Source organism: Pseudomonas berkeleyensis (assembly GCF_014109765.1).
GTDB lineage: Bacteria > Pseudomonadota > Gammaproteobacteria > Pseudomonadales > Pseudomonadaceae > Aquipseudomonas > Aquipseudomonas berkeleyensis.
The window spans coordinates 2217095-2242933 of the sequence record NZ_CP059139.1 but is presented as its reverse complement, the minus strand read 5'-3'; the positions used below and the strand labels follow the sequence as shown (position 1 = coordinate 2242933).

Below are 25839 nucleotides of genomic sequence, written 5' to 3'. Positions count from 1 at the left end.
CGCACCATTTCAAAACCTGCGGGTGCCGCGCCCCTACCCCAGGCCGCAAAGCGCCTTGAGCTTTTCGATGTCCAGGTGCAATTCCACCTGGTCGGCCAGGCGTTCGATATCACGCTCGCGCAGCGCCTGGTAATCCACCGTCTGCACCTCACGCAGCCCGGCCCAGCGCAACAACGCGGCGAACGCCGACGGTTGCTCGAACAGGCCATGCAGGTAGGTAGCAAGTACCTGCCCATCGGCACTGAGACCACCGTCACTGCGGCCATCATCGAGCTGCACGGCGCCATTGAGCCCTGGCCCGCTACTGACGCCGGCATGGATTTCGTAACCGCCGACCTGCGCCTGCTCCAGGCACAACCGACCGCGCACATTACGCAGCTGTTTTTCCGGCTCCAGCACCGTCTCGAAATCCAGCAGGCCGAGGCCTTCGCTACTGCCGGCAACACCTTCCAGGCCATGCGGATCGTGAATCTGCCGGCCAAGCATCTGCAGCCCACCGCAGATACCCAGAACCTTGCCGCCATAGCGCAGGTGGCGGGAGATGGCTGCATCCCAGCCCTGTTCACGCAGCCGCGCGAGGTCGGCACGTACGCTCTTGGAGCCAGGCAGGATGATTAGGTCGGCCGGTGGAATGGCCTGGCCCGGCCCGACGAAGGTCAGCTGCACCTGCGGGTGCAGGCGCAACGGGTCGAAATCGGTGTGATTGCTGATACGCGGCAGAACCGGCACCACTACGCGCAACGCCTGTGCGTCCTTGGCCTGCTGACGGGTATCGACGGCGTCTTCGGCTTCCAGGTGAAAATCCATCAGGTACGGCAGCACGCCCAGCACCGGCTTGCCGGTACGCTGTTCGAGCCAGTCCAACCCCGGTTTGAGCAACGCGATGTCACCCCGAAAACGATTGATCACGAAGCCCTGGACGCGCGCCTGCTCGCTCGGGCTGAGCAGCTCCAGGGTGCCGACCAGATGGGCGAACACGCCGCCCTTGTCGATATCGGCAATCAGAATCACCGGGCAATCCACCGCTTCGGCAAAGCCCATGTTGGCGATGTCGCCGGCGCGAAGGTTGATCTCGGCCGGCGAGCCGGCGCCTTCGACCAGCACCAGTTCATGACGCTCCAGCAACCGTGCATGGGATGCCAGCACCGCCGCCATGGCTACCGGTTTGTAGCCGTGATAGGTCAGCGCCTGCATGTTGCCGATGGCGCGGCCGTGGATGATCACCTGGGCGCCCATGTCGCTATTGGGCTTGAGCAGCACCGGGTTCATGTCGGTATGCGGCTCCAGGCCGGCGGCCTGTGCCTGCACCGCCTGTGCACGACCGATCTCGCCGCCGTCGGCGGTCACAGCGGAATTGAGTGCCATGTTCTGTGGCTTGAACGGCGCAACGGAAATGCCCTGGCGCCGCGCCCAGCGGCACAGCGCCGTCACCAGCGTGCTCTTGCCGGCGTCGGAGGTGGTGCCCTGCACCATCAAGGTCGGCATCAGGGCGTTTCCTCGAGATTCGCCAGCATCGGCGCACACTCAAGCAGCCCCTGCTCCAAACGCAACCAGCCACATTCGTCGGCCGGCAGACCGAAGCGCAGACTGTCCAGCTCGGCGAACAGCCGCACCAGGATACCGCGACGCGCCAGCAGCTCGGCGCAGGGCACGGCGCGACGGGTGCAACAGAACTGGAACAGCGACGAGCCACCGGTGGACGGCAAGCCACAGTCACGCAGCAACGCCGCCAGGCGCTCGCCGTCGGCCAGCAGGCGCTCACGCTGGCGGCGCTGCCCCTCGCTATCGACCAGCAAGCTGAGCGCCACGCTGCGCGCCGGGCCGCTGACCGCCCAGGGGCCGAGCAGCGCCTCCAGCTCATCCAGTAAGCTCTGAGCGGCCAGGACAAAGCCCAGACGCAGGCCGGCCAGGCCGAAGAACTTGCCGAACGAGCGCAACACGATCAGCCCCGGCATGTCGCTGTAGGCGGCTAGGCTGTGCTCCGGCGTGCAATCCATGAAGGCTTCGTCGACTACCAGCCAGCCGCCGCGCTCGACCAGTTCATCGTGCCAGTCGAGCAAGCGGGCCGGTTCGATCAGGCGGCCGGTCGGGTTATTCGGGTTGACCACCAACAACACATCCAGCTGCGGCAGCGCGCGATGCACCGAACCCTCGCTGAGCTTGGTGACACGATGGCCTTCACGACGCCAGGCCGCGGCGTGCTCGGCGTAAGTCGGCGCGATGATGCCGACGCTGGCATTGCGGCGCAGACGTGGCAGGGTCTGGATCGCCGCTTGCGAACCGGCTACCGGCAGCAGGCTGACGGCGCCGTAGTAGTCGCGCGCCGCCTGCTCCAGGCCGTCATCCGCCTCAGGCAGGCGCGCCCAGGCAGACCCCGGTACGGCCGGCAGATCCCAGCCGTAGGGCGCAACACCGGTGGACAGATCCAGCCAGTCCTCCAGAGGGATGCCATAGCGCTGCGCGGCGGCGCGCAGTCGACCTCCATGCTCAAGCAACCCAAACCTCCCACAGCGTCAAAATCACCAACCACAAACCCACGCCAGCGACGACCCGATTCATCGCCCGCTCGATATCCCGCGCCTGTGGCGGCGGGCCTTCGCCCAGTTGCGGGCGCTCATGCCGCTCGCCGTGATACTCCGCCGCGCCGCCCAGGCTCACACCCAGGCTGCCTGCGCCAGACGCCATTACCGGGCCAGCATTGGGACTGTCCCACAAGGGTGCCTGCCTGCGCCAGCAGCGCAGCGCCAGAGCCGTACGCCCAAGCAGTGCATAGGTCAGCGCCACCAGGCGCGCTGGAATGTAATTGAGCAGGTCATCGATCTTCGCCGCCGCCCAGCCAAAGCGCTCGAAGCGTTCGTTGCGGTAACCCCACATGGCGTCGAGGGTATTGCTCAGGCGGTACAGCACGACGCCGGGGGCGCCGGCGATGATGAACCAGAACAAGGCGGCGAATACCGCATCGGAGCCATTCTCCAGCACCGACTCGGTGCCGGCGCGGGCCACACCGGTAGCGTCCAGCTCCGCCGTGTTGCGGCTGACCATCCAGCCAACACGCTCGCGTGCCAGGGCCAGATCGCCCAGGCGTAGCGCCTGCGCCACCGGCTGTGCGTGCTCATACAGGCTGCGCAGACCAAGGGCGAAATACAGGGCGAAGACCTCCACCGCCCAACCAAACGAGCTGACCTGCACCAGCAACCAGGTGATGAGGGTCAGCGGCAGCACTGCCAGGCACCAGGCCGTCACGCCATGACTGCGCCAGCCACCACCAGCAGGATTGAAACGCTGCTCCAGGCGCCCGGCCAGGCGGCCGAAGGCGACCAGCGGATGCGCGCGGCGTGGCTCGCCCAGCACGGCATCCAGCGCCACGCCGGCCCAGGTGATCAACGCCAGGCTCATCGTTCACTCACCAGAGGATCCCCATCGATTCTCGAACAGCAATTCGGACAGCGGCCGAGGCGTGGCCCAGCCCTCTTCCACCAGCATCGGTTTTTCGTAGAAGGCGTGCACCGGCCCCAGGCACAGCAGCGCCACCGGCTTGCTACCAGCCGGCATGCCCAGCAGCTCGGCCAACGCCTCGGGGTCGAACAACGACACCCAGCCCAGGCCCAGCCCTTCGGCCCGCGCGGCCAGCCACAGATTCTGAATGGCGCAGGCCACCGAAGCCATATCCATTTCCGGCAACGTGCGTCGCCCGAAGACATGCGCCTCGCGCCCCTCCATCAGCGCCACCGCCAGCAGCTCAGCGCAATCGCGGATGCCTTCGACCTTGAGCTGCATGAACTCATCCGAACGCTCGCCCAAGGCTTCGGCGGTGCGAACGCGCTCCGCCTCCACCAGCGCATGGGCCGCCTCCCGCAATTGCGGATCGCTGATACGCAGGAAGCGCCACGGCTGCATCAGGCCGACGCTGGGCGCGTGGTGCGCCGCTTCGAGCAGTCGCGCCAACACCTCGGCAGGCACCTGCCCGCCAGCGAAGTGGCGCATGTCGCGGCGCTCGGCGATCACGCGGTACACCGCCGCACGCTCTGCCGGGGTGAAGGCATGCTCGCTCATGGACGCAGCAGCGCGGCGGCCGCCTCCGGATTGGACGGCAGATAGAAGTGGATATAGCTGGCCGTCAGCCGGCCAAGGCGATACACCGCCTCGGCCACTGGCTTGCCGTTCGGACAGCGGCCGAGCGCCAGAGGCTGCAATGGACTCTCCAGCCGCGAGTGGTGGTAACTGTGGCCGCGCAACTCGCCTTCCGGCAGCGTCACTTCCTGCAGAGCCAGTGCCGTCAGCCGTGGCTGCAAAGCCGCACTGCCACTGAGCAGGCCAAGCATGCGGCCACTGCCGCCCTGCTTGTCGCGCAGCTCATCGAGCAGATAGAGCATGCCGCCACACTCGGCGAGCAGTGGCTTGCCGGCCTGGTGATGAGCACGGATCGCCTTAGCCATGGCCTGGTTGCCCTCCAGCTCTGCCAGGTACAGCTCGGGATAACCGCCAGGCAAGTAGAGGCTGTCCACGTCCGGCAGAGCCTGATCGGTCAGCGGCGAAAAATAGCGCAGTTCAGCCCCCAACGCCTGCAGCAGGTCGAGATTGGCCTGATAAAGGAAGGCGAAGGCGGCATCGCGCGCCACACCGATGCGCACGCCGTTGAGCAAGGGCGCAGGTTCATCGATCTGCGGCGCAGCGAAGCTCACAGCCGGCGGCAGATCGACATCGGCGCTGGCCGCCAAGGCACCGGCGGCGGCGTCCAGACGTGCATCCAGATCGGCCAACTCAGCTGCCTGCACCAGGCCCAGATGCCGACTCGGCAACTCCACCGCGGCACTGCGCGGCAAGGCGCCGAACCAGCGGATGCTCGATGGCAAGGCATCACGCAGAATATCGCCATGGCGCGTACTGGCGACGCGGTTGCCGAGCACCCCGGCAAACGGCAAGTCCGGCTGGAAGGTGGCCAAGCCGTGAGCCAGCGCGCCAAAGGTCTGGGCCATGGCCGCGCCGTCGATCACGCCCAGTACCGGCACACCGAAATGGCGGGCAAGGTCGGCCGCAGATGGCTTGCCGTCGAACAAGCCCATCACCCCTTCGATTAGGATCAGATCGGCCTCGCCCGCGGCCTGCCACAACAGCCGGCGGCTCTCCGCTTCACCCACCATGGCCAGATCGAGCTGGTACACCGGCGCGCCGCTGGCACGGGCGTGGATCATCGGATCGAGGAAGTCCGGGCCGCACTTGAACACCCGCACCCGGCGCCCCTGACGCGTATGCAGGCGCGCCAGCGCGGCGGTGACGGTGGTCTTGCCCTGGCCCGAAGCCGGCGCGGCAATCAGCAGCGCCGGACAGTGACGTGCTTCCATCAGAATTCGATGCCCTTCTGCGCCTTCACCCCGGCCTTGAACGCATGCTTGACCAGGCTCATCTCGGTGACCGTGTCGGCCGCCTCGATCATCCCCGGCAAGGCGCCCCGCCCCGTCACCACCACGTGCTGCAGCAGCGGCCGCGCTTCGATATCGGCCAACACCGCATCCAGTTCGAGATAGCCATGCTTGAGGGCGATGTTCAGTTCATCCAGCACCACCAGGCCGATGGACTCATCGCCAAGCAAGCGTCTGGCAATGGCCCAGGCTTCCTGCGCCTTGGCGATATCACGCTGGCGATCCTGGGTTTCCCAGGTGAAGCCCTCGCCCATCACGTGATAGCTGACTTCCTCGGGAAAGCGGCGGAAGAAGGTTTCCTCGCCGGTGCTGGCCGCGCCCTTGATGAACTGCACCACACCGACCTTGATGCCATGACCGAGGGCACGCGCGACCATACCGAAGGCGCTGCTGCTCTTGCCCTTGCCATTGCCGCTGTGCACCAGCAACAGGCCGTATTCGTCCTGAGCCTGGGCGATCTTCTCGTCGATCAGGGCTTTCTTGCGCTGCATGCGCGCCTTGTGGCGGGCATCGCGCTCGGTGGACTCGCTCATGCTGTGCTCCTGTACGTCAGGCACCCGCGCCGCCTGTTGATCGATAAACAGTGCGAACGGCAATGAGCAAGAAGGTTGCGATGATCCGCATATCCTCACCCAGGCGCCAATGGCTGGTCAGGCGAGCGGAAGACAGAAAACACGAACGCCCCGACCAAACCGGAGCGTTAGCCGGACAGCGCCCTCCGCGATGCCGTGAAATTGCGACAGGCCGGTCTCCGGGCTCGTGAGCGAACCAAAGGTTCGACGCCGCGCCTTCCCGTGCAAATACACAGTGGCTTTGAGCAGCGTTTGACTCACCTACCGTTGCGGGGGCAGCGCCGGCATTCGAACCGGCTTCCCTGTTTCACCCCTCGGCCGTCATTCGCAGCGACTCGGGGCACCTGAAGCAAGGCGCGCAGGGTAGAGGCTGGCAGCCCTACCCGTCAACGCCGCTCAGTGCCTGGGCATGAACCCAGGCGGTTTGCTCGCCAACCAATCGACGAAAGTCCGCAAACGCTCATCACTCAGCAGCGCCTCGCGACTGTTGTAAGTCAGCGCCAGCTCCTTTTCGCTGAACAGGCGGTGAATCTGGTTATGACAGGCACGACAGACCCAAAGCGTGGCGGTAATGCGCTCATGACGAGCGAAGCGTTTCTGCACATACACCTTGTCGTGCAGCGCCTTGGGAATCAGGTGATGACGGGTCAGTGCGACAGGCCGCGCGCACAGCTCACATGCCTCGGGCTGAGGCGGCAGGCGAATGGGCTCGCTCATGAAGGGTCAGGGGTTACGAGCGAGCTCTGGAGTGATGACTCGTTTGGCATCGAGGTAGACACGCTGCCAGTAGACGTTATCGAGGCTGTCCAGGCGCACGGTACCGCCACTGGACGGGGCATGGACGAAACGCCCCTCGCCGACATAGATGCCGGCATGACTGACGGCGCGACCGCCATTGGTGGCAAAAAACACCAGATCACCACTCTGCAAGGCATCGCGCCGAACATCCGGAGTACGCATAGCGCTCAGCTCACGGGTCGAACGTGGCAGGCTGATACCGGCCGCATCGCGGTAGACGTAGCCGATCAGGCCACTGCAGTCGAACCCCCCTTCCGGGGTATTACCGCCATAACGATAGGGCGTACCGACCAGACCGAGGGCGCGAAACAAGACATCTTCGGCGCCGCCCTGATAGGACGAAGAAGAGACTGGAGGACTGTAGGTAGGCTGAGGAGAGGGAGCACGACTGCTACAGGCACTCAGCAGCAGAACGAGGGAGATAAGGGCGACACGGGTCGTGACGGGCATAAGCGAGGCGATCCTGAGCCTGAATGCGCTCTACTCTGCCGTCTACAGACAAACGGCGCAACCCTCAGTACCCGCTCAAGACCTATAGAGACAGCCCTTGAGCAGATTCTGCGGTTACGCCGTGTACATCAGTTATGACGCTTGGCAGCGATCTGATCTTCAACCGGCGCCAGGGCGAGGACGCGCTTGGCTTGCAGATAACTGCGATTCCAGTAGCTGTCGTCCAGGCTGTCGATGCGCACGCCACCACTGCGACTGCTGCTGGAGTGGATGAATTGATCATCGCCCAGGTAGATGCCGGCGTGACTGACGCGACCACGGCCGCGATCGTTGAACAGAATCAGGTCACCTGGCTCCAGATCGGCACGAGCCACCTTGGGAGCATCCAGATTGATCAGTTCGCGAGTGGAGCGCGGCAATTCGAGGCCGACCTCTTCGCGGAACAGGTAACCCACGAAACCGCTGCAATCGAAACCGGACTGTACCGAGGTACCACCGTAACGATAGCGAGTACCGATCAGCGAACGCCCGAGGTCGAGCAGGCTGTCAGCCAGCTGCGGCATTTCGTAGGGTTTGTCGTCGATCAGCGCGGTGATTTCATCGTCGGCAGGCTCAACCTGCTGAGAGAGCGGACGAGCGATTGGCTCGGCCGCGGCTTCGCTGATCTGCGGTTGCGGCGAGTGGCCGGCGCAGGCAGCGATAAAGACTGTGAGTGCAAGAGGCACGAGGGGTGCGAAGCGTTTTAGCATGGGCACGACCGTGTCGGTTGAATTTACAAGTTGGCGACTATGCCTTCTATAACGCTCATTTGCAAATTCTATCGTTAGAAATGTGACCCAGTGGTTTCGCCGCGTCATCTAAAGCGCCCGACCATCTGCCTGACCGGGCGAATCAGAACCTAGCCGAGAATCTCGCTCAACGGGATAAACCGCAGCATCTGACCCTCGGCCAGCGTACTGCCCTCCATGACCTCGGCCAGCCCCTCAGCCCAGGCGGCGCTGCGCAGCACGCCGGAACTCTGGTTGGCATAAGGCACCACGCGGCCATTCTCCAGACGTGCTCGCAGGTACTCGCGGCGCATGCCCGGCTTGCCCCAGGTAAAACCAGCCGGCACCGCGAAACCCAAGGGTTCGACACGCTGCACGCCAAGACGACGCAGCATGTAAGGGCGCGCCAGCAAGCCGAAGGTGACCAGCGTCGAAGCCGGGTTGCCCGGCAAGCCGATGACCGGAACCCCCTGATAATGACCGAACGTCAGTGGCTTGCCCGGTTTGATCGCCAGCTTCCACAGCGACAGTTCGCCCGCCTCACGCAGGGCCATGCCGAGAAAATCCGCCTCCCCCACCGAAACACCACCCGTGGAAAGGATCAGGTCGACTTCGCCCAAGGCACCCAACGCTTCACGGGTGCGCTGCAGGTCATCGGGCAATATCCCCGCATCCACCACACTGCAGCCCAGGCGCTGCAACCAGGCAATCAGCAGACGCCGGTTGCTGTTGTAGATCTGCCCAGGGCCAAGCGCCTGACCCGGCTCGACCAGTTCATCGCCCGTGGACAACACGGCAACGCGCAAGCGCCGACGCACGGACAATTGCGCAGCGCCCAAAGACGCTGCCAGCCCCAGTTCGATAGGCCCCAGACGCGTGCCGGCCGGCAGCACGCATTCGCCGATACGGGTTTCCTGACCTTGAGCACGTACGTTCTGCCCGACCTTCAGCGACTCGCGGAAATACACGCGTCCGGCCTCATCCAGCTCGACGTTTTCCTGCATCTCGACGGTATCGGCACCTTCGGGTAGCGGCGCACCGGTAAAAATGCGCGCACAGGTTCCCGGCGCCAACGAGGCAGGTGCAGTGCCAGCCTGAATACGCTGGCTGACCGACAACGCCTGGCCCGTCCAATCAGCCAGACGCAGGGCGTAGCCGTCCATCGCGCTATTGGCCCAGGGCGGCAGATCCAGCGCCGCGATCAGCGGCTCGGCCAGCACACGGCCATCCGCTTCGGCCAGCGCAACCTGCTCGATCTGCTCGATGGGCGCTGCATCGGCCAAAGCCAACAACCGTACCAGCGCTGCCTCCATCGGCAGCAGGCCGGGATGATCGCAAGCGCTCATCCGCGGGTCTCGCAGGCGCCCACCTGTTTCAGATGGGGCACGAAGTTACAGGGGCGATGCCGCGCGTCCAACTGCTCGCCGAGAATGCCGTCCCAGGCGGTGCGACAAGCGTTGGTCGAACCCGGCAGGCAGCACACCAGCGTACCGTTGGCCAAACCGGCCAATGCGCGCGACTGGATGGTGGAGGTGCCGATATCGGCCACGGAAATCTGCCGGAACAGCTCACCGAAGCCATCGACCTGCTTGTCCAGCAAACAGGCAACCGCTTCCGGCGTGCTGTCACGCCCGGTGAAACCGGTACCACCAGTGATCACCACGACCTGCACCTGATCCTCGGCGATCCACGTCGCTACCTGAGCGCGAATCTTGTACAGGTCATCCTTGAGCAGTACACGTGCGGCCAGTTGATGCCCGGCACCGATCAGACGCTCGACCAGCAATTGGCCCGAGGTGTCGGTCTCCACAGTGCGGGTATCGCTGACGGTCAGCACGGCGATGTTCAGCGGCACGAAAACCGCGTCGGCCTTATGGTTCATGGCAGGCATCCAATTGGGAGAGAATGGGCGCTGTTATATCACACCGCCTGCCACCGGAGACTGCCCGCATGCCCGCACCCAACGCCCTCCCCACCTGCTCGGTGCTACTGCTTTCCGGTGGCCGAGGCCAGCGCATGGGCGGGCGCGACAAGGGCTTGCTGGAGTGGCGCGGCCAGCCGCTGATTGCCTGGCTGCATGAGCTGACCAGGCCACTGAGCGACGACCTGATCATCTCCTGCAACCGCAACAATGACCGCTATGCACCTTATGCCGATCAACTGGTGACCGATCAGAATCAGGACTTCCAGGGCCCGCTGGCAGGAATTCGCGCCGGCATGAGCGCAGCGCGTCATGAACAGATGCTGGTGCTGCCGTGCGACGCCCCACTGGTAGACCGCGCACTGATCGAATCACTGCTCAGCCATGCCGGGAGCCGGCCGGTGGTGATCCGCCAGGGCAACTATTGGCAGCCACTGTTCTGCCTGCTGCCCACGGCGCTCAAAGAGGATCTCGAACGCGCCTGGCAGTCTGGCGAGCGCAGCCCGCAACGCTGGTTCGGCCGACTTGAGCCAGTGGCCATCGACTGCGCGCTCGACGACCCTCGCCTGGCCAACCTCAATACACCGGAGATGCTCGCGAGCACGCCATCGGAAGACTAGGCTGAAATAGCCTTGGCGGAACTCGCACGATGGTTTTACGTCTGAGCCAGGGTAAAGCACACCTTTGTATTACCCAAGGAGACAGACCATGAACCAACGGATCATCCCCGCCCTGCTGATTGCCCTCGGCCTTGCCGCTTTGGCCGGCTGCTCCAGCCCGTCGGTAATAACGCTGAATGACGGCCGTGAGATCCAGACCGTGGACAAGCCCAAATTCGATGAAGAATCCGGCTTCTACGAGTTCGAGCAGCTCGACGGCAAACGTGCCACGATCAACAAGGATCAGGTTCAGACCGTCAAGGAGCTCTGAGGCGAAAGCCTGAAGCGCCTGGATCGGCCAGCCAGAAGGATGATACGAGTCGGCAACCGGGTTGCCGGCTCGTAGTTTTTTCGGGCTAACCCCTTGTGCGGTAAAAGTTTTTCGGTAGAATACGCGGCATTCGGAGTGTAGCGCAGCTTGGTAGCGCGTCTCGTTCGGGACGAGAAGGTCGCAGGTTCGAATCCTGTCTCTCCGACCAAATCTAAAACCCGCCTTGATCGGCGGGTTTTTTATTGCCTGCGTTTCGTTGAAGCGCCCTTCTCAGCTCAGAAAGGCCACCACCTGCTCGGCATCGAACGGCCAGTTCAGTTCGCTTGCGTTGTCGCAGCGACGCAGTACTGGAATGCGTAAACCGTACTGCTCGACCATCCCTTCATGCTCGGCAATATCGATCAACTCGACCAGCAGGCCGTTCTCGACGAATGGCATGAGCAGCGCCTCGGCTACCTCACAAAGATGGCAGCCCAGGGTTCCGAAAAGTTGGCATTCAGGCGTCATGAGCGCACCTCACTATCAGCAAGGTGCGCAGTTTAGCACTGGCAGTAATCAGCTCGCGTCAGCGTCCTTGCCAGGCTGACCAGCGATCAGCGACTGCAGGCCATCGAGCAGACTGCGGTTGAGGCTGTCGGCCTTCTCCAGGCGCGGCAAATCGAAGCGCTCATCGAGCGAGAAGCCGCCCTTGAGCAGTTCCTTGAGCATACCGCCGGCATCCTGAGCCAGGTCACTGGCACTGCGCAGCGCATCGAGCAGCCCCTGGGCATATTCCTGCAGCCCACTATTGATCGCGCTGGCGCCCTGCCCGGCCACTGCGCCATAGGCATCGGTGGCCTGGCGCACGCTGGTCTGGGTCAGGCGCAGCGACATCGACGCCAGTTGCTCGCCATCCATATCCAGCGCCATGGCGCGATCGAAGGCGCCTGCCAGATCACCGGCGTAGAACTTGTCGGAGAGATCCTGTACCTGACTGAAGAGCTTCTCCAGCGCCTTGATCTCGTCATCGTCCAGCTCACCTTCGACATCCACCTGCCAACCACCGATGCGCATGCTGCCAGACTGGCTGCTGCCGCTCACGGTGGTGGACTTGCCATCGCTGGAGGCGGCGAAGCTGCTCTGCGACCAACTGGCCGAAGCCTGCGCCACGGAAATACGCAGGCGGTCGCCATCGCGGGTGGTAACGGACAGGTCGAAGGTTTCCGCCAACGCGCTGAAGCGCTCGCTGTAACCCGCTACCGCCACCTTATCCGGGGCGCCTGGGGCGGCGCTGCCGAAACGCTTGTCGAGATCGCCGAAGCCATCCTGAATACGTTTGTAGGTGTCGTCGATATCACCCGCCACCTGGCCTTTCAGCACGCCCATACCATCGAGAATCTTGCGCGCCTCGGCGAAGCCTTTCTCCACACCCTCACGGGCCTGGGTCAGCAGCTTGTCCAGCTTGGCCGGGTCAGCACCGGCAGCCGCCTCGCTTTGCAGGCGCTGCTCGATGAAACCGAGAATCCGCCCGGCAACCTTTTCAGGGGTGTAGTCATCACGCGACCCAGAGAGCGAGCCCGGCGGCACGCCGAGCTTCTCGGCGAGGCGATTGGCCAAGGTGGCCTGTGCATCGGCAGCATTGTTGCGCGAGGCCATCGACTGACTGGCCTGCGCAGTGCGGGAGGCGGCGGAATTCAGTGAGCTCAAAGGATTCATGAGTTGGGTACCCGAACAGGTTATCTGCCGAACTTAGCGGCCGGACGGAGGCAAGCTTTAACCTTTATCGACCAACGGTTGCCGATTTTTCTCAGCTCGACTTCGTTCGAGCGAAATTTTCCCGATAGATGGCCCAACCCGGAAAACCCCTGCTAACCACGAGCTAGAGCCTATGCGCAGCAATACGCCAACTCCGCTCGAAGCCCCGCCAGACTAAAGTCTTACAGTCGACTCGCAGGCTAAGTGCTTTATTTCACCGCGCCGTAACTGATCGGTCATTTCGTGGCCGACCTGCTTATAACAACGAGGAGACAATAATAATGAGTAAGACTCCCCTCGCCCGTGCCGTGGCCCTCGCCACGCTGGGCGCAAGCATGACCCTGCCGAGCCTGGCACAGGCTGACTTCATCGGCGACAGCAAAGCCACTCTGGAACTCCGTAACTTCTATATGAACCGCGACCTGCGCGATACGACCGCTGCACAGCAGTCCAAGCGCGAGGAGTGGGCACAGGGCTTCATCCTCAAGGCCGAATCCGGCTTTACCGAGGGCACCGTCGGTTTTGGCCTGGACGCCTATGCAGGCCTGGGCCTGAAACTCGATTCCTCTGACGAACGCGCCGGCACCGGGCTGCTACCCAACAGTTTCGGCAACGAGGGGCCGGACGAGTATTCCGAGCTCAGCGGGGCAGTCAAAGCGCGCATCTCGAAAACCGTCGGCAAGGTCGGCGGGCTCATGCCGAAGCTGCCAATCGTGAGCTCCGGCGACTCGCGCCTGCTGCCACAGGTTTTCACCGGGGGCATGATCACCTCGCAGGAGATCGACGGCCTGACCCTCAATGGCGGTCAACTGCGTGAAGTGAACCAGCGCGCTTCCACCGACCGGGTCGACATCACCGCCAGCAACGTAGGTGGCGAGAGCGACCGCTACAACTTCGCCGGCGGCGATTACAAGTTCAATGGCGGCAACACCACCGTCGGCCTGTGGTATGGCGAACTGGAGGATATCTACGACCAGAAACTGTACAACCTAATCCATGTACAGCCGATCGGCGACTGGAAACTGGGCGGCAACCTGGCCTACTTCGACTCCCAAGACAACGGTCGAAAACTCGGCGGCAACCTGGACAACGACCTGACCTCGATCAACCTCTGGGCCGGCATCGGCGCGCACACCTTCCGCGTGGGCTACCAGAAGGTCGGCGGCGACAACGCCTTCCCCTTCCTGACCGAAACCGATCCGTACATCGTCAACTACATCCAGATTCTCGACTTCACCCGCAAGGACGAGAAATCCTGGCAGGCGCGCTATGACGTCAACTTCGCCAGCTACGGCATCCCGGGCCTGACGGCCTTCGTCCGCTACGTCACCGGTGACGGCTTCGACGGTGTGGGTGGCGCAAGCGGCAAGGAATGGGAGCGCAACGTCGACATCAGCTACATCATCCAGGAAGGCCCGCTGAAGAACCTCGGCGTACGCTGGCGTAACGCGATGGTGCGCTCCAACGCGAGCATCGGTGACCTGGACGAGAACCGCCTGATCGTCAGCTACACCATTCCGCTGATGTAAGGCTCACCAGCGAAACGAGAACGCCGCAACCCTGTATCGGGTTGCGGCGTTTTTTATCGCGTATGGAAAACAGCCAGGGTCGTTTCTCGGCTAGGCTCTAGCCAGCGCGGAGGACGACTCGATGGACGACTACCAACCCCTGGCCTGCGATCTCTATGACTACCTGGAGATCGCCTGCATGCACCGCTATCAGCTGGCTATCGAACTGGTCGATGGCTCCCGCATGCTTGGTCAGGCGCTGACCACGGAAACCACGGCGAGCAAGGAAGAGTTTCTGCTGGTGCGTACGGCCGATGGCGAGCAGCGCCTGCGTATGGATCGCCTGCTGGCGATCACGCCACAAGACGCAGGCGCCAGCTTTGGCCGAGTGCTTTTGAACGGCAATCGCTGCTGAAGGCGGCGCACCTACGAGCAAGGTGCGCCATTCACACCCGCAGCAACCGCACTATTCTGCGGTGCGCACAGAGCACCCTACGCGAGCGTGCAGAAACGCAGCGTTACCACATCAGGTCGTCAGGGATCTGATAGGCCGCGTAAGGATCATCGGCATCCGGCTCTTCAACGTGGGTGTTGAGCAGGACGATACGCGAGGCATCACGCTCCTGAATCTTCAGCGCCGCCTCACGCGGAATGATTTCGTAACCACCGCCATGACGAACGATGGCCAACCAGCCGTTGGACAGCTTGTTGCGCACCAGGGTGTTGACCGGCAGGCGCTTGACCTTCTTGTCGTCGACGAAGTTGTAGTAGTCCTCGCCGTCGAGCTTGGGCAGACGCGAACGCTCGATCAGTTGCTTGACCTGTGCCGTGCGGGCCTTCTGCTCGGCTTTTTCCTGCTGCTGGCGGTTCAGCTCCTGGTCGCGTGCAGCCTTTTCGGCCTGCGCCTGCAGCGCGGCCTGACGCGTGCTGTCATCCAGCTCGGCCTGGCCCTTTTGCACCAGACGTTTCTGTTTTTGCTGCTGCTTGCCAGCCTGCTTGGCCTGTTTTTCATTGACCAGGCCGGCTTTGAGCAGCTGGTCGCGCAGGGAAAGACCCATGACTAAAGATCCCGAACATGATTCAGTTGCGGCAGCGACGCAGATTCGCGCTGCCAATCCAAGGCACCCAGCATAAGGGCTAAGGCGCAGCGGCTCCAGCCCGAAAACCCATCGTAGCCCGGATGAAATCCGGGAAGGGGCTGATTCGTCTCTCCCGGATTTCATCCGGGCTACGGTGCTCAGCAGCCGGGAGACTGCTTCTCCAGTTTCTTCGCCTCGCCCCAGAGCGCGTCCAGCTCCTCCAGCGAGCAGTTGTCCAGGCGGCGGCCGGCCTCACGCACGCTTTGCTCAATGAAGCGAAAACGCCGCTCGAACTTGCCATTGGCAGCACGCAACGCGCTTTCAGGGTCGACCTTCAGATGTCGCGCCAGGTTGGTGACAACGAACAGCAGGTCGCCGATCTCTTCGGCCACCGCCTCGGCATCGTTCTCACTCATGGCTTCGAGCACTTCATCCAGCTCTTCGCGCACCTTGTCCACCACCGGCAACGCATCGGGCCAGTCGAAGCCGACCTGGGCCGCACGCTTCTGCAGTTTGGCCGCACGCGAGAGCGCCGGCAGCGCCGTCGGTACATCATCGAGCAGGGATAGCTGCTCGGGGGCAGCGGCCTTTTCGGCGCGCTCCTCGGCCTTTAGCTCTTCCCAGCGCTGCTTGACCGCAGCCTCCTCCAGCTGCGCCGCGTCAGGCGCCCCGTACAGATCACCGTCGGGAAACACGTGCGGGTGGCGACGAATCAGCTTGGTGGTGATGCCATCGACTACCCGGGCGAAGTCGAAGCGCCCTTCCTCTTGCGCCAGCTGGCTGTAGTAAACCACCTGGAACAGCAGGTCGCCGAGTTCGCCCGGCAGGTGATCGAAGTCGCCACGCTCGATGGCGTCAGCGACCTCGTAAGCCTCTTCCAGGGTATAGGGCACGATGGTCGCGTAGGTCTGCTTCAGATCCCACGGGCAACCGAACTGCGGGTCACGCAGACGCGCCATCAGGTGCAGCAGGTCGTCGAGTCGATACATGAAAGCTTCCTGCTAAGCCACGCGGTGACGACGCGCCTCGATGATATTGGGCAACTGACCGATACGCGCCAACAGACGACCCAGGGCATCGAGCCCCGGAATCTCCACGGTGATCGACATGGAGGCGGTGTTGTCCTCCTTGTTCGAACGGGTGTTGACCGCCAGCACGTTGAGCTTCTCGTTGAGCAACACCTGGGTCACGTCACGCAGCAGACCGGAACGGTCGTAGGCCTTGATGACGATTTCCACCGGGTAGGTCTGCACCGGCACCGGGCCCCAACTCACCTGGATCATCCGCTCCGGCTCGCGTGCAGTCTGCTGCAACGCCGTTGGGCAGTCTTGGCGGTGAATGGTGACACCACGCCCCAGGGTGATGTAACCGACGATGGGGTCGCCCGGAAGCGGCTGGCAGCAGCCGGCCATCTGCGTGAGCAGGTTGCCGACCCCCTGGATCTGGATATCGCCACGCTTGCCCGGCTTGAAGCCCTGCGCCTTGCGTGGAATCAGTTCCAGTTGTTCGTTGCCACGCTCTGGCTCGACCAATTGCTGAGCCAGGTTGACTGCATGGGCCAAGCGCACATCGCCAGCGCCGAGTGCGGCGAACAGGTCTTCGGCAGTTCTCAGGTTGGCCTTTTCGGCCAACTTGTCGAAGTCCGCGCCGACCAGCGCCATGCGCGCCAGCTCGCGCTCGAGCAGTTGCTTGCCGGCGGCGACGTTCTGATCGCGATCCTGCAGCTTGAACCAGTGGACGATCTTCGCCCGCGCGCGGCTGGTGGTGACGTAGCCGAGGTTGGGATTGAGCCAGTCGCGACTGGGCGTGCCCTGCTTGCTGGTGATGATCTCCACCTGCTCGCCAGTCTGCAGGCTGTAGGTCAGCGGCACGATACGGCCGTTGATCTTGGCACCCCGGCAGTTGTGGCCAATCTCGGTGTGCACACGGTAGGCGAAGTCCAGAGGCGTGGCGCCCTTGGGCAGGTCGATGGCGTGACCATCAGGGGTGAACACGTAGACCCGATCCGGCTCGATGTCGACACGCAGCTGCTCGGCCAGGCCGCCGATATCGCCCAGTTCCTCGTGCCACTCGATGACCTGACGCAACCAGGAAATCTTCTCTTCGTAGTGGTTGGAACCAGATTTGACGTCGGTGCCCTTGTAGCGCCAGTGCGCGCAGACACCCAGCTCGGCCTCTTCGTGCATGGCGTGGGTGCGGATCTGCACCTCCAGCACCTTGCCTTCCGGGCCCAGCACGGCGGTGTGCAGCGAACGGTAGCCGTTCTCCTTGGGGTTGGCGATGTAGTCGTCGAACTCCTTGGGAATGTGTCGCCACAAGGTGTGCACGATGCCGAGGGTGGTGTAGCAGTCACGCACCTCCGGAACCAGCACGCGCACCGCGCGCACATCATAGATCTGGCTGAACTGCAGGCCCTTGCGCTGCATCTTGCGCCAGATCGAATAGATATGTTTGGCCCGGCCACTGATATCGGCCTTGATGCCGGTGGCTTCCAGCTCCTGGCGCAGATTCGCCATGGCGTCGTTGATGTACTGCTCACGATCGAGGCGACGCTCGTGCAGCAGCTTGGCGATCTGCTTGTACTGCTCCGGCTCCAGGTAGCGGAAGGACAGATCCTCCAGCTCCCATTTGATATGGCCGATACCGAGGCGATGCGCCAGCGGCGCGTAGATGTCGAACACCTCACGCGCCACGCGCTGACGCTTGTCTTCGTCGGCTTCCTTGACCGCACGAATCGCGCAGGTACGCTCGGCCAGCTTGATCAAGGCCACACGCACGTCGTCGACCATCGCCACCAGCATCTTGCGCAGGTTCTCCACCTGCGTCTGCGAGCCGACCACGACCGATTCACGCGGGTTGATACTGGCGCTGATCGCGGCCATGCGCAGCACACCTTCGATCAGCTTGGCCACCACCGAGCCGAAGCGCTGATGCACGGCAGCCAGGGTGACCTGACCCTCACGTACGCCGCGATAGATGACCGCGGCGACCAGCGAGTCCTGATCGAGTTTGAGATCGGCGAGGATTTCCGCGATATCGAGGCCGGCGCGGAAACTCGATGCGCCTTCGCTCCAGTGATGCTGGATGCTGTTGGCATGCTGCTCCACATCACGGGCGAATTCGCAGGCCTCCTTGAGCGCCTGACGATCCAGCGCCGGATCGACGCTGGCGACATGATCCAACCAGGCCTCGAGATTGATGCTGCCGTCATCGTTGACCGGCTGATGCGCCCTTACCTGAACCATCGTCTTACCTTCCCTACGGTGCGCATACGGCGCACCGAGCAGTCGCCGGCCTTCTCTGAGCCGGTCGGATTAACTGAAAGGATGCGCATCCTGCGCATCCCTGCGGTACCGAACGTACCGCTTTGGACCGAGGCCTAGGCCTCGGCTTTCTCGAATAGAGCCATTGCCTCGACATGCGCCGTTTGCGGAAACATGTCGAGAATCCCGGCGCGGCGCAGGCGATAGCCCTGCTGCTGCAACTCGGCGGCGTCACGCGCCAGGGTGGTCGGGTTGCAGGAGACATAGACCAGGCGCCGTGCGCCCAACCCACTCATCTCACGCACGACCTCCAACGCGCCATCGCGTGGCGGGTCGAGCAACACGGCATCGAAGTCCTCACGCGCCCAGGTTTCATCGGCCAGCGGGTTGGACAGGTCGGCACGGAAAAAGTGCGCATTGCCCAAGCCATTGTTTTGCGCGTTGGCAGCCGCCCGCGCCACCATCACGTCGACACCCTCCACAGCCACGACCTCGGCCGCCTGGCGCGCCAGCGGCAGAGCAAAATTACCCAGCCCACAGAACAGATCCAACACTCGCTCGCCCGGCTGCACTGCCAACCAGTCTAGCGCCTGCACGACCATCGCCTCGTTGACCAGACCATTGACCTGCACAAAGTCGCCTGGCTGGTATGCCAGGCGCAGTTGCCAGTGAGCCAGTTCGAACCCCAGTTCGGCGCTCGCATCATCGGCCTGCGGCTGCCCTTCGCCGTGCAGCCACAGCTGTGCTGCATGCTCGACGCAGAAAGCCCTCAAGCGAAGCAGATCATGTTCTGTCAGCGGCGCGGTGTGACGTAGCAACAGTGCTTCGGCGGTGCCGCTGAACAACTCCACGTGCCCCAATGCCTGTGGTTTTTCCAGGCTCCGTAACAGCGCGGGTAGCGCCTTGAGGATCGTTTGCAAGGGCTGTACCAGCACCGGGCAGTCATCGATGGCAACGATGTCCTGACTGGCTTCGGCGCGAAAACCGACATGCAGTTGACGCGCCTTGGCATCCCAGCGCACGGCGATCCGTGCGCGACGCCGGTAGGCGAACTCAGGGCCCGTCAGCGGCGCCGCCCACTCCTGCGGCTGAACCCCGCCCAGGCGTAACAACTGTTCGGCCAGCGTGCGCTGTTTCAGGGCAAGCTGATCGGCATGAGGCATATGTTGCAGGTTGCAGCCACCACAGCGATCGGCATGCCGGCAAGGCGCCTCGCGGCGTTCGCTGCTGGCGGTGATGATGCGTTCGGCGCGCGCCTCGACGGTCTGGCTACGCGCACCAAGCACACGTGCCTCGACCTGCTCGCCGGCCAAAGCGCCGCTGACGAACCAGGTACGCCCGCCCTCGAAGGCAATACCACGACCGTCACCGGCCAGGCGCTCGATGGAGAGCTTCTGCTTCTTGCCAACCGGCACCTGCGGCGCGCGTGCGCCACCGCTGGGCTGAAAGCGCAGAGTGGAGCTGCGTCTGGCCATCAGTGCGCCGGGTCTTCGTAGACGCCGGTGGACAGGTAGCGATCGCCGCGGTCGCAGATGATCGCCACCATCACTGCGTTCTCCACTTGCTGCGACAGGCGCAGCATGCCCGCCACGGAACCACCGGACGAGACGCCGCAGAAGATGCCCTCTTCGCGCGCCAGGCGACGCATGACGTGTTCGGCCTCGGCCTGGCCCATGTCCATCACCTGGTCGACACGCTCGGCCTGATAGATCTTCGGCAGGTATTCCTCGGGCCAGCGACGGATACCGGGGATGGCCGAGCCTTCCTGCGGCTGCAGGCCGACGATCTGAATCGCCGGGTTCTGCTCCTTGAGGTAGCGCGAGGTACCCATGATGGTGCCGGTAGTGCCCATGGAACTGATGAAGTGGGTAATGGTACCGCCCGTCTGCCGCCAGATTTCCGGGCCGGTGCCGGTGTAGTGGGCTTGCGGATTGTCGCCGTTGGCGAACTGGTCGAGCACCTTGCCGCGACCTTCGGCCTGCAGCTTCTCGGCCAGATCCCGCGCGCCCTCCATGCCCTCTTCCTTGCTGACCAGGATCAGCTCGGCGCCATAGGCGGTCATCGCCCACTTGCGCTCGGCGGTGGAGTTGTCCGGCATGATCAGGATCATCTTGTACCCCTTGATCGCCGCCGCCATGGCCAGGGCGATACCGGTGTTGCCGCTGGTGGCCTCGATCAGGGTGTCGCCGGGCTGGATGTCCCCACGCAGCTCGGCGCGGGTGATCATCGACAGCGCCGGACGATCCTTGACCGAACCGGCCGGGTTGTTGCCTTCCAGCTTGACCAACAGGGTGTTGCTGGTTTCACCCGCCAGGCGTTGCAGGCGTACCAGGGGGGTATTGCCGACGCAGTCGGCAATGGTCGGGAATTGCAGGGTCATGGGTCGCTCGAATCCAGACTGACGCGAAGGGGCGTCATGATACGCCGAACCCGCGGCGGCATCACCCAGCGAACGTAACCAGAGACTGCTCGACGCGATCAGGCAGCCGGCAGGTACATATATACGCGCAAGCCATGACTGCCGTTCTCGGCCCAGACCCGCCCGCCCTGCGTCTCGATCATGCTGCGGGCAATGGCCAGGCCCAGTCCGAAGCCATCCCCCCCCGGGCGTGCAGCGCTGAGACGCGTGAAAGGCCTGAAGATGTTCTCCAGTTCCTCCTCGGCAACGCCGGGCCCCTGATCCTCGATCCACAACAGCCATTGCCCGTCATCAGGCTGACCGCCCAGGCGCACGACGCCACCGTCCGGGGAATGGCGAATGGCGTTACGCAAAATGTTCTCCAACGCCTGCGCCAGTCCATTGAGATTGCCCCGCACCAAACAGGCGGAAGGCAGATCGCAGGGCATGCGCTCGAGCGGCCAGCCGGTTTCGAAACCGGCATTTTCCCGCAGAACGTCCCAGAGCCTGACGACATCCACCTCCTCGCTGGGCAGGCTCGGGCGCTCCGTATCCAGCCAGACCAGCTCCAGCGCGTCGCCGACCAGCTTCTCCATTTCCTGCACCTCACGCGCCAGGCGCTGACGCAGCGCGTCGGCGTCCTGCTCACCCTCCCCGGCCACGCGCAAGCGGCTCAGCGGCGTGCGTAACTCATGGGACAGATCGCGCAGCAGTTGGCGCTGAAACGCCACAGTGCCTTCCAGGCGCTCAGCCATATGATCGAAGGTACGGGCCAGTTCACCCAGTTCGTCCTTACGCTGCGTCATCTGCATGCCCAGCCGGGCGGACAGGTCACCCGCACTCAAGGCTGCGGCCTGACGCCTGAGAATCGCCAGAGGGGAAATCAACAGGCGATACAACAGGATCGCCACGACAATGGCCAGCACGGCCGGCAGCACGCGCTGCAGCAGCAACTCCCAGAGCTCGTTGTACTTGCGCGGATTCAAGCGCTGCGGCAGTTCCATGACCAGGCGGGCCGAGCCGTCGCTGAAAGGCGCATAAAAGGTCGGCGTGCCCCCGGGCCGGCCTACGGGAAAGTCCAACTTGCGCACGAAATCCAGGCGTTGCGACTCCTCGGGCGTCAGCGGCTGCGAGGACAGCGAGTCCTTGTGCGAGTCGACCACCACCGCCCAGACCCGCTCACGCGCCTGCAGGCGTTGCAGAAAGGCATCGATACCTGCCGCGCCCTCCTCTCGCCATGCGGCCTCGGCATCCCGGGCATAGCCGCGGAGAACTTGCTTGGTCGAATTGGGCAAATAGGACGTGGCGTCGAGCAGCACACGACCAACGTCGACATGCAGACTGACCAGCAGCAGGCAGAACAGCGCCAGCGCGCCTGCCAAGCGCCACAGCAGCGAGTGCCGCCCCGGCAGGCTCACGTTCCTGCCTGGGCCAGGATATAGCCCTTGCCCCATACCGTATCGACACGCATCGCCTCGTACCCCACCGCCTGCAATTTGCGGCGAATGTGGCTGACGTGCATGTCCAGGCTGCGGTCATGCTGGGCATAGGCGCGACGCAGTGCCTGCTGATAAAGGAAGGGCTTGCTCAGCGCTTCGTCCTGATGCCGCCAGAGCAGCTCAAGCACCCGGTACTCGCTGGGTGTCAGGCCAACCCACTTGCCTGAAAAAGCGACATCGCTGCGCCCCTCGTCGAACTGCAGGGCATCGTCAGGAGCACTCGGCTGCTGCTCGCGACGCTCATAGGCTACCCGACGCAAAATGGCTTCCACCCGCACGCTCAACTCCCCCAGGCTGAAGGGCTTGGGCAGATAGTCGTCAGCACCGCGGCTGAAACCGGCGATTCGATTCTGTTCGTCACCCAGCGCCGACATCAGCAGCACCGGCACGCTACGGCGTTCGCGCAAACGTTGCAGCGCCTCCAGGCCATTGGTGCCAGGCAGCAGGATATCCATCAGGATCAGATCGAAATCCTCGCTTTCGGCCAGGTGCAAACCCTCACTGCCGTCATGGCTCAGGGTCACGTCGAAACCGCAGCCAATCAGATGCGATTGCAGATGACTGGCAAGCAGAGGGTCGTCCTCGACGGCAAGGATACGAGCCGAGGTGGGAGTGCGGATCATCATGGCGGAAAACCGAGCGAGCAGAATGAGAACAATTCTACCTATTAAACAGCAATCGCTCACCTACAGATTCCAGCACGCCGAATCGCTACACTGCCCAGATGTTCTGAAGGAGGAAGGTCGTGTTCAAGGATCTAAGCATCAAAGGCCGTGTGCTGTTGCTCACCCTGCTGCCCACCAGCCTGCTGGCGCTGGTACTGGGCGGCTATTTCACCTGGGTGCAACTCTCGGGGCTGCAGGCGCAACTGCTGCAACGCGGCGAGATGCTGGTCGAACACCTGGCACCACTGGCTGCACCAGCCCTGGAAAAGCAGGATCAGGATCTGCTCGAACGCATCGCTCAGCAGGCACTGGAGCACCCCGATGTCCGCGCGGTGACCTTCCTCGCCGCTGAACGCACGCAGCTGGCGCATGCTGGCCCGAGCATGCTCAACTCCGTGCCCGACAACCAGGCGGGCATCAGTCTGCTCAGTGGCCAGGACGCCACACGTTTTCTGCTACCGGTTTACGACCAGCACCTGGTGCTCAGCGGCGAAACGGAAAGTGAGCGCAGCACCGGCCTGCTTGGCTGGGTCGAACTGGAACTGTCGCACCAGGGCACCCTGTTGATCGGCTATCGCAGCCTTTTCACCAGCCTGCTGCTGATCGCCGGCGGCCTTGCCGTCACCGCCCTGCTCGCCCTGCGCATGAGCCGCAGCATCAACGGCCCGCTGCGGGAGATCAAGGCAGGCGTCGCCCAGCTCAAGGACGGCCACCTGGAAACCCGTCTGCCGCCATTGGGCAGCCATGAGATGGACGAGCTGGCCTCCGGCATCAACCGCATGGCCGAAGCCTTGCAGAATGCCCAGGAAGAGTTGCAGCACAGCATCGAACAAGCCACCGAGGACGTGCGCCAGAACCTGGAAACCATCGAGATCCAGAACATCGAGCTGGACTTCGCGCGCAAGGAGGCCCTGGAGGCCAGCCGCATCAAGTCCGAGTTCCTGGCCAACATGAGCCACGAGATCCGTACCCCACTCAACGGCATCCTCGGGTTCACCAATCTGTTGCAAAAGAGCGAGCTCAGCCCGCGCCAGCAGGATTACCTGTCGACCATCGAGAAATCCGCTGACAGCCTGCTCGGCATCATCAACGAGGTGCTCGATTTCTCCAAGATCGAGGCCGGCAAGCTGGTGCTCGAATCCATCCCCTTCAACCTGCGCGACCTGCTGCAGGACACCCTGACCATCCTTGCCCCTGCCGCCCATGAAAAGCAGCTGGAACTGGTCAGCCTGATCTATCGCGACACCCCGCTGGCCCTGCGCGGCGACCCGCAGCGCCTGAAGCAGGTACTGACCAACCTGGTGAGTAACGCGATCAAGTTCACCCGCGAGGGCACCATCGTCATGCGTGCGATGGTCGAGGACGAGAGTGCCGACAGCGCGCAACTGCGCATCAGCGTGATGGACACCGGCATCGGCCTGTCGGATGAAGACCTGCGCGCCCTGTTCCAGGCCTTCAGCCAGGCCGACAACTCGCTCAGCCGCCAGGCCGGTGGCACGGGCTTGGGCCTGGTGATTTCCAAGCGCCTGATCGAACAGATGGGCGGCGAAATCGGCGTCGACAGCACGCCCGGCGAAGGCTCGGAATTCTGGATCAGCCTGACCCTGCCCAAAGCCCGCGACGACGCCGAAGATCTGCCCCGCGCACCACTGCAGGGGCGCCGCGTGGCCGTACTGGAAAGCCACGAATTGGCGCGCCAGGCCTTGGCTCACCAGCTGGAGGACTGCGGCCTGGAGGTGGAAAGCTTCGCCGACCTGGGCCAACTGTTCGAGGCCGTGCTCAATCAACAGCAGGGTGAACATCCGCTGAGCCTCGCCGTGCTGGGGCTCACCGCCGGCCAGTTGCAACCCGACGCACTTGGCCAGCGCATCTGGGATCTCGACCGCCTCGGCTGCAAGGCGTTGGTACTCTGTCCGACCACCGAACTGGGGCTGTTCCACGAATCGCTGCCTGATGCCTACACCCAGTTGCAGGCCAAACCGCCTTGCACGCGCAAGCTGCACAAGGCGCTGGTCGAGATGGTCTGCCCACAGCGCCCGGTCAACGAACCGGTGGTAATGAACGAAACGCGTCGGCCGAAGATTCTCTGCGTCGACGACAACCCGGCCAACCTGCTGCTGGTGCAGACCCTGCTCGATGATCTGGGCGCCCAGGTCAAGGCCGTGGACAGCGGTTACTCCGCCATCGACGCGGTACGAGAGGACAATTTCGACCTGGTGTTCATGGACGTGCAGATGCCCGGCATGGACGGCCGCGAGGCCACCGAAGCGATCCGCCAGTGGGAAAGCGAACAGGGCCGTAGCGCCACGCCGATCATTGCCCTGACCGCCCATGCCCTGGCCAACGAGAAACGTGCCCTGCTGCAAAGCGGCCTGGATGACTACCTGACCAAACCGATCAACGAACGCCAACTGGCTCAGGTCGTACTCAAGTGGACGGGGCTGAACCTGCGCAACCAGCCCAGCAGCAAGATCGCGCCACCCGCACCGACGCCATCGCAACCCAAGATCCTCGATGCTGAGGAAGGCCTGCGCCTGGCGGCCGGCAAGGCCGACCTCGCAGCCGACATGCTGAGCATGCTGCTGGCCGGCCTGCCCGGCGATCGCCAAGCCATCCGCCAGGCTCGCGATGCCGGCGAACGCACCGCGCTGATCGAGCGGGTTCATCGCCTGCACGGCGCCACTCGCTACTGCGGCGTTCCGCAACTGCGCGCCGCCTGCCAACGCAGCGAGACACTGCTCAAGCAGGACGACCCTGAAGCCCAACGCGCACTGGACGATTTGGACGATGCCATCGCGCGCCTGACCGAAGCCGCAGCACAAAGTGCCTGAGGAG

The 25839-nt window shown here is 63.6% G+C and carries 25 protein-coding genes, 1 tRNA gene and 1 riboswitch; of the genes, 6 read left to right on the top strand and 20 right to left on the bottom strand.

All coding sequences use genetic code 11. From position 1 onward, the window contains the following. Positions 1 to 33 precede the first annotated feature (33 nt). The 11 genes from HS968_RS10525 to moaB form a co-directional block, all read right to left on the bottom strand. Positions 34 to 1485: a cobyric acid synthase gene (locus HS968_RS10525; protein WP_182371198.1), complete on the bottom strand. Its 1452-nt coding sequence runs from the start codon at positions 1483 to 1485 to the stop codon at positions 34 to 36. Then, entirely contained in the window at positions 1485 to 2495 is a 1011-nt protein-coding gene (gene cobD / locus HS968_RS10520) for a threonine-phosphate decarboxylase CobD (RefSeq protein WP_179621874.1), read from the bottom strand. Before cobD ends, HS968_RS10525 begins: the two co-directional genes overlap by 1 nt. Continuing rightward, positions 2488 to 3396, bottom strand: a complete 909-nt coding sequence (gene cbiB / locus HS968_RS10515; protein ID WP_182371197.1) for an adenosylcobinamide-phosphate synthase CbiB — start codon at positions 3394 to 3396, stop codon at positions 2488 to 2490. The genes cobD and cbiB overlap by 8 nt, the downstream gene beginning before the upstream one ends. 3 nt (positions 3397 to 3399) lie before the next feature. Further along, positions 3400 to 4053, bottom strand: coding sequence for a 5,6-dimethylbenzimidazole synthase (bluB, locus tag HS968_RS10510; protein ID WP_182371196.1), 654 nt, complete (start codon positions 4051 to 4053; stop codon positions 3400 to 3402). Next, entirely contained in the window at positions 4050 to 5342 is a 1293-nt protein-coding gene (locus HS968_RS10505; RefSeq protein WP_182371195.1) for a cobyrinate a,c-diamide synthase, read from the bottom strand. Before HS968_RS10505 ends, bluB begins: the two co-directional genes overlap by 4 nt. After that, entirely contained in the window at positions 5342 to 5953 is a 612-nt protein-coding gene (gene cobO / locus HS968_RS10500) for a cob(I)yrinic acid a,c-diamide adenosyltransferase (RefSeq protein WP_182371194.1), read from the bottom strand. The genes HS968_RS10505 and cobO overlap by 1 nt, the downstream gene beginning before the upstream one ends. A 192-nt stretch (positions 5954 to 6145) precedes the next feature. Next, positions 6146 to 6355, bottom strand: a riboswitch (cobalamin riboswitch). A gap of 33 nt (positions 6356 to 6388) precedes the next feature. Next, positions 6389 to 6709: a hypothetical protein gene (locus HS968_RS10495; RefSeq protein WP_182371193.1), complete on the bottom strand. Its 321-nt coding sequence runs from the start codon at positions 6707 to 6709 to the stop codon at positions 6389 to 6391. 6 nt (positions 6710 to 6715) lie between these two features. Continuing rightward, positions 6716 to 7240: a C40 family peptidase gene (locus HS968_RS10490; RefSeq protein ID WP_182371192.1), complete on the bottom strand. Its 525-nt coding sequence runs from the start codon at positions 7238 to 7240 to the stop codon at positions 6716 to 6718. A 128-nt stretch (positions 7241 to 7368) separates the two neighbouring features. Continuing rightward, positions 7369 to 7989, bottom strand: a complete 621-nt coding sequence (locus tag HS968_RS10485; protein WP_182371191.1) for a C40 family peptidase — start codon at positions 7987 to 7989, stop codon at positions 7369 to 7371. A gap of 149 nt (positions 7990 to 8138) precedes the next feature. Then, positions 8139 to 9353, bottom strand: coding sequence for a molybdopterin molybdotransferase MoeA (locus tag HS968_RS10480; protein ID WP_182371190.1), 1215 nt, complete (start codon positions 9351 to 9353; stop codon positions 8139 to 8141). Further along, positions 9350 to 9889 carry a molybdenum cofactor biosynthesis protein B gene (gene moaB, locus HS968_RS10475; protein ID WP_182371189.1) on the bottom strand — a complete coding sequence of 180 codons (540 nt, stop codon included), beginning with the start codon at positions 9887 to 9889 and terminating at the stop codon, positions 9350 to 9352. The genes HS968_RS10480 and moaB overlap by 4 nt, the downstream gene beginning before the upstream one ends. 68 nt (positions 9890 to 9957) lie before the next feature. Between moaB and mobA the strand changes: the two genes are divergently transcribed. The 3 genes from mobA (at position 9958) to HS968_RS10460 (ending at position 11066) form a co-directional block, all read left to right on the top strand. After that, positions 9958 to 10548: a molybdenum cofactor guanylyltransferase MobA gene (gene mobA / locus HS968_RS10470; protein WP_182371188.1), complete on the top strand. Its 591-nt coding sequence runs from the start codon at positions 9958 to 9960 to the stop codon at positions 10546 to 10548. Positions 10549 to 10636: 88 nt separating this feature from the next. Continuing rightward, positions 10637 to 10858: a YgdI/YgdR family lipoprotein gene (locus HS968_RS10465; RefSeq protein WP_106736126.1), complete on the top strand. Its 222-nt coding sequence runs from the start codon at positions 10637 to 10639 to the stop codon at positions 10856 to 10858. A 131-nt stretch (positions 10859 to 10989) separates the two neighbouring features. After that, a tRNA-Pro gene (locus HS968_RS10460) sits at positions 10990 to 11066 on the top strand. Positions 11067 to 11128: 62 nt separating this feature from the next. Here HS968_RS10460 and HS968_RS10455 read toward each other — a convergent pair. Next, positions 11129 to 11365: a glutaredoxin family protein gene (locus HS968_RS10455; protein WP_106736128.1), complete on the bottom strand. Its 237-nt coding sequence runs from the start codon at positions 11363 to 11365 to the stop codon at positions 11129 to 11131. A gap of 48 nt (positions 11366 to 11413) precedes the next feature. Beyond that, a complete protein-coding gene (locus tag HS968_RS10450; protein ID WP_182371187.1) occupies positions 11414 to 12553 on the bottom strand; it encodes a DUF5610 domain-containing protein in 1140 nt (379 codons plus the stop codon). 320 nt (positions 12554 to 12873) lie between these two features. Between HS968_RS10450 and HS968_RS10445 the strand changes: the two genes are divergently transcribed. Together HS968_RS10445 and HS968_RS10440 are read left to right on the top strand one after the other, a co-directional pair. Continuing rightward, entirely contained in the window at positions 12874 to 14121 is a 1248-nt protein-coding gene (locus tag HS968_RS10445; protein ID WP_182371186.1) for an OprD family porin, read from the top strand. Between the two features lie 121 nt (positions 14122 to 14242). Then, positions 14243 to 14515, top strand: coding sequence for a Rho-binding antiterminator (locus HS968_RS10440; protein ID WP_119695049.1), 273 nt, complete (start codon positions 14243 to 14245; stop codon positions 14513 to 14515). A gap of 103 nt (positions 14516 to 14618) precedes the next feature. Here the strand turns inward: HS968_RS10440 and HS968_RS10435 are convergent, their stop codons facing one another. The 7 genes from HS968_RS10435 to HS968_RS10405 all read right to left on the bottom strand — a co-directional run bounded on the left by HS968_RS10435 (position 14619) and on the right by HS968_RS10405 (position 22965). Beyond that, positions 14619 to 15158, bottom strand: a complete 540-nt coding sequence (locus HS968_RS10435; protein WP_182371185.1) for a DUF2058 domain-containing protein — start codon at positions 15156 to 15158, stop codon at positions 14619 to 14621. Positions 15159 to 15337: 179 nt separating this feature from the next. Continuing rightward, entirely contained in the window at positions 15338 to 16168 is an 831-nt protein-coding gene (mazG, locus tag HS968_RS10430) for a nucleoside triphosphate pyrophosphohydrolase (RefSeq protein WP_182371184.1), read from the bottom strand. A 12-nt stretch (positions 16169 to 16180) separates the two neighbouring features. Next, positions 16181 to 18424, bottom strand: a complete 2244-nt coding sequence (gene relA, locus HS968_RS10425) for a GTP diphosphokinase (protein ID WP_179621889.1) — start codon at positions 18422 to 18424, stop codon at positions 16181 to 16183. A 134-nt stretch (positions 18425 to 18558) separates the two neighbouring features. Further along, the gene (gene rlmD / locus HS968_RS10420; RefSeq protein ID WP_182371183.1) at positions 18559 to 19917 is read right to left on the bottom strand and encodes a 23S rRNA (uracil(1939)-C(5))-methyltransferase RlmD; all 1359 of its coding nucleotides are present in this window, start codon (positions 19915 to 19917) and stop codon (positions 18559 to 18561) included. Then, entirely contained in the window at positions 19917 to 20822 is a 906-nt protein-coding gene (gene cysM / locus HS968_RS10415) for a cysteine synthase CysM (RefSeq protein ID WP_182371182.1), read from the bottom strand. Before cysM ends, rlmD begins: the two co-directional genes overlap by 1 nt. Positions 20823 to 20920: 98 nt before the next feature. Further along, positions 20921 to 22258 carry a sensor histidine kinase gene (locus tag HS968_RS10410; protein WP_182371181.1) on the bottom strand — a complete coding sequence of 446 codons (1338 nt, stop codon included), beginning with the start codon at positions 22256 to 22258 and terminating at the stop codon, positions 20921 to 20923. After that, entirely contained in the window at positions 22255 to 22965 is a 711-nt protein-coding gene (locus HS968_RS10405) for a response regulator transcription factor (protein WP_407681647.1), read from the bottom strand. Before HS968_RS10405 ends, HS968_RS10410 begins: the two co-directional genes overlap by 4 nt. Positions 22966 to 23084: 119 nt before the next feature. Between HS968_RS10405 and HS968_RS10400 the strand changes: the two genes are divergently transcribed. Continuing rightward, positions 23085 to 25835 carry a response regulator gene (locus HS968_RS10400; protein WP_182371180.1) on the top strand — a complete coding sequence of 917 codons (2751 nt, stop codon included), beginning with the start codon at positions 23085 to 23087 and terminating at the stop codon, positions 25833 to 25835. Positions 25836 to 25839 lie beyond the last annotated feature (4 nt).

Bases quoted from the DNA above. Each gene is read 5' to 3' on its own strand.
- HS968_RS10525 (WP_182371198.1), bottom strand. From the start codon at position 1,485: ATGCCGACCTTGATGGTGCAGGGCACCACCTCCGACGCCGGCAAGAGC.
- cbiB (WP_182371197.1), bottom strand. From the start codon at position 3,396: ATGAGCCTGGCGTTGATCACCTGGGCCGGCGTGGCGCTGGATGCCGTG.
- bluB (WP_182371196.1), bottom strand. From the start codon at position 4,053: ATGAGCGAGCATGCCTTCACCCCGGCAGAGCGTGCGGCGGTGTACCGC.
- HS968_RS10505 (WP_182371195.1), bottom strand. From the start codon at position 5,342: ATGGAAGCACGTCACTGTCCGGCGCTGCTGATTGCCGCGCCGGCTTCG.
- cobO (WP_182371194.1), bottom strand. From the start codon at position 5,953: ATGAGCGAGTCCACCGAGCGCGATGCCCGCCACAAGGCGCGCATGCAG.
- HS968_RS10495 (WP_182371193.1), bottom strand. From the start codon at position 6,709: ATGAGCGAGCCCATTCGCCTGCCGCCTCAGCCCGAGGCATGTGAGCTG.
- HS968_RS10490 (WP_182371192.1), bottom strand. From the start codon at position 7,240: ATGCCCGTCACGACCCGTGTCGCCCTTATCTCCCTCGTTCTGCTGCTG.
- HS968_RS10485 (WP_182371191.1), bottom strand. From the start codon at position 7,989: ATGCTAAAACGCTTCGCACCCCTCGTGCCTCTTGCACTCACAGTCTTT.
- HS968_RS10480 (WP_182371190.1), bottom strand. From the start codon at position 9,353: ATGAGCGCTTGCGATCATCCCGGCCTGCTGCCGATGGAGGCAGCGCTG.
- moaB (WP_182371189.1), bottom strand. From the start codon at position 9,889: ATGAACCATAAGGCCGACGCGGTTTTCGTGCCGCTGAACATCGCCGTG.
- mobA (WP_182371188.1), top strand. From the start codon at position 9,958: ATGCCCGCACCCAACGCCCTCCCCACCTGCTCGGTGCTACTGCTTTCC.
- HS968_RS10465 (WP_106736126.1), top strand. From the start codon at position 10,637: ATGAACCAACGGATCATCCCCGCCCTGCTGATTGCCCTCGGCCTTGCC.
- HS968_RS10455 (WP_106736128.1), bottom strand. From the start codon at position 11,365: ATGACGCCTGAATGCCAACTTTTCGGAACCCTGGGCTGCCATCTTTGT.
- HS968_RS10450 (WP_182371187.1), bottom strand. From the start codon at position 12,553: ATGAATCCTTTGAGCTCACTGAATTCCGCCGCCTCCCGCACTGCGCAG.
- HS968_RS10445 (WP_182371186.1), top strand. From the start codon at position 12,874: ATGAGTAAGACTCCCCTCGCCCGTGCCGTGGCCCTCGCCACGCTGGGC.
- HS968_RS10440 (WP_119695049.1), top strand. From the start codon at position 14,243: ATGGACGACTACCAACCCCTGGCCTGCGATCTCTATGACTACCTGGAG.
- HS968_RS10435 (WP_182371185.1), bottom strand. From the start codon at position 15,158: ATGGGTCTTTCCCTGCGCGACCAGCTGCTCAAAGCCGGCCTGGTCAAT.
- mazG (WP_182371184.1), bottom strand. From the start codon at position 16,168: ATGTATCGACTCGACGACCTGCTGCACCTGATGGCGCGTCTGCGTGAC.
- relA (WP_179621889.1), bottom strand. From the start codon at position 18,424: ATGGTTCAGGTAAGGGCGCATCAGCCGGTCAACGATGACGGCAGCATC.
- rlmD (WP_182371183.1), bottom strand. From the start codon at position 19,917: ATGGCCAGACGCAGCTCCACTCTGCGCTTTCAGCCCAGCGGTGGCGCA.
- cysM (WP_182371182.1), bottom strand. From the start codon at position 20,822: ATGACCCTGCAATTCCCGACCATTGCCGACTGCGTCGGCAATACCCCC.
- HS968_RS10405 (WP_407681647.1), bottom strand. From the start codon at position 22,965: ATGATGATCCGCACTCCCACCTCGGCTCGTATCCTTGCCGTCGAGGAC.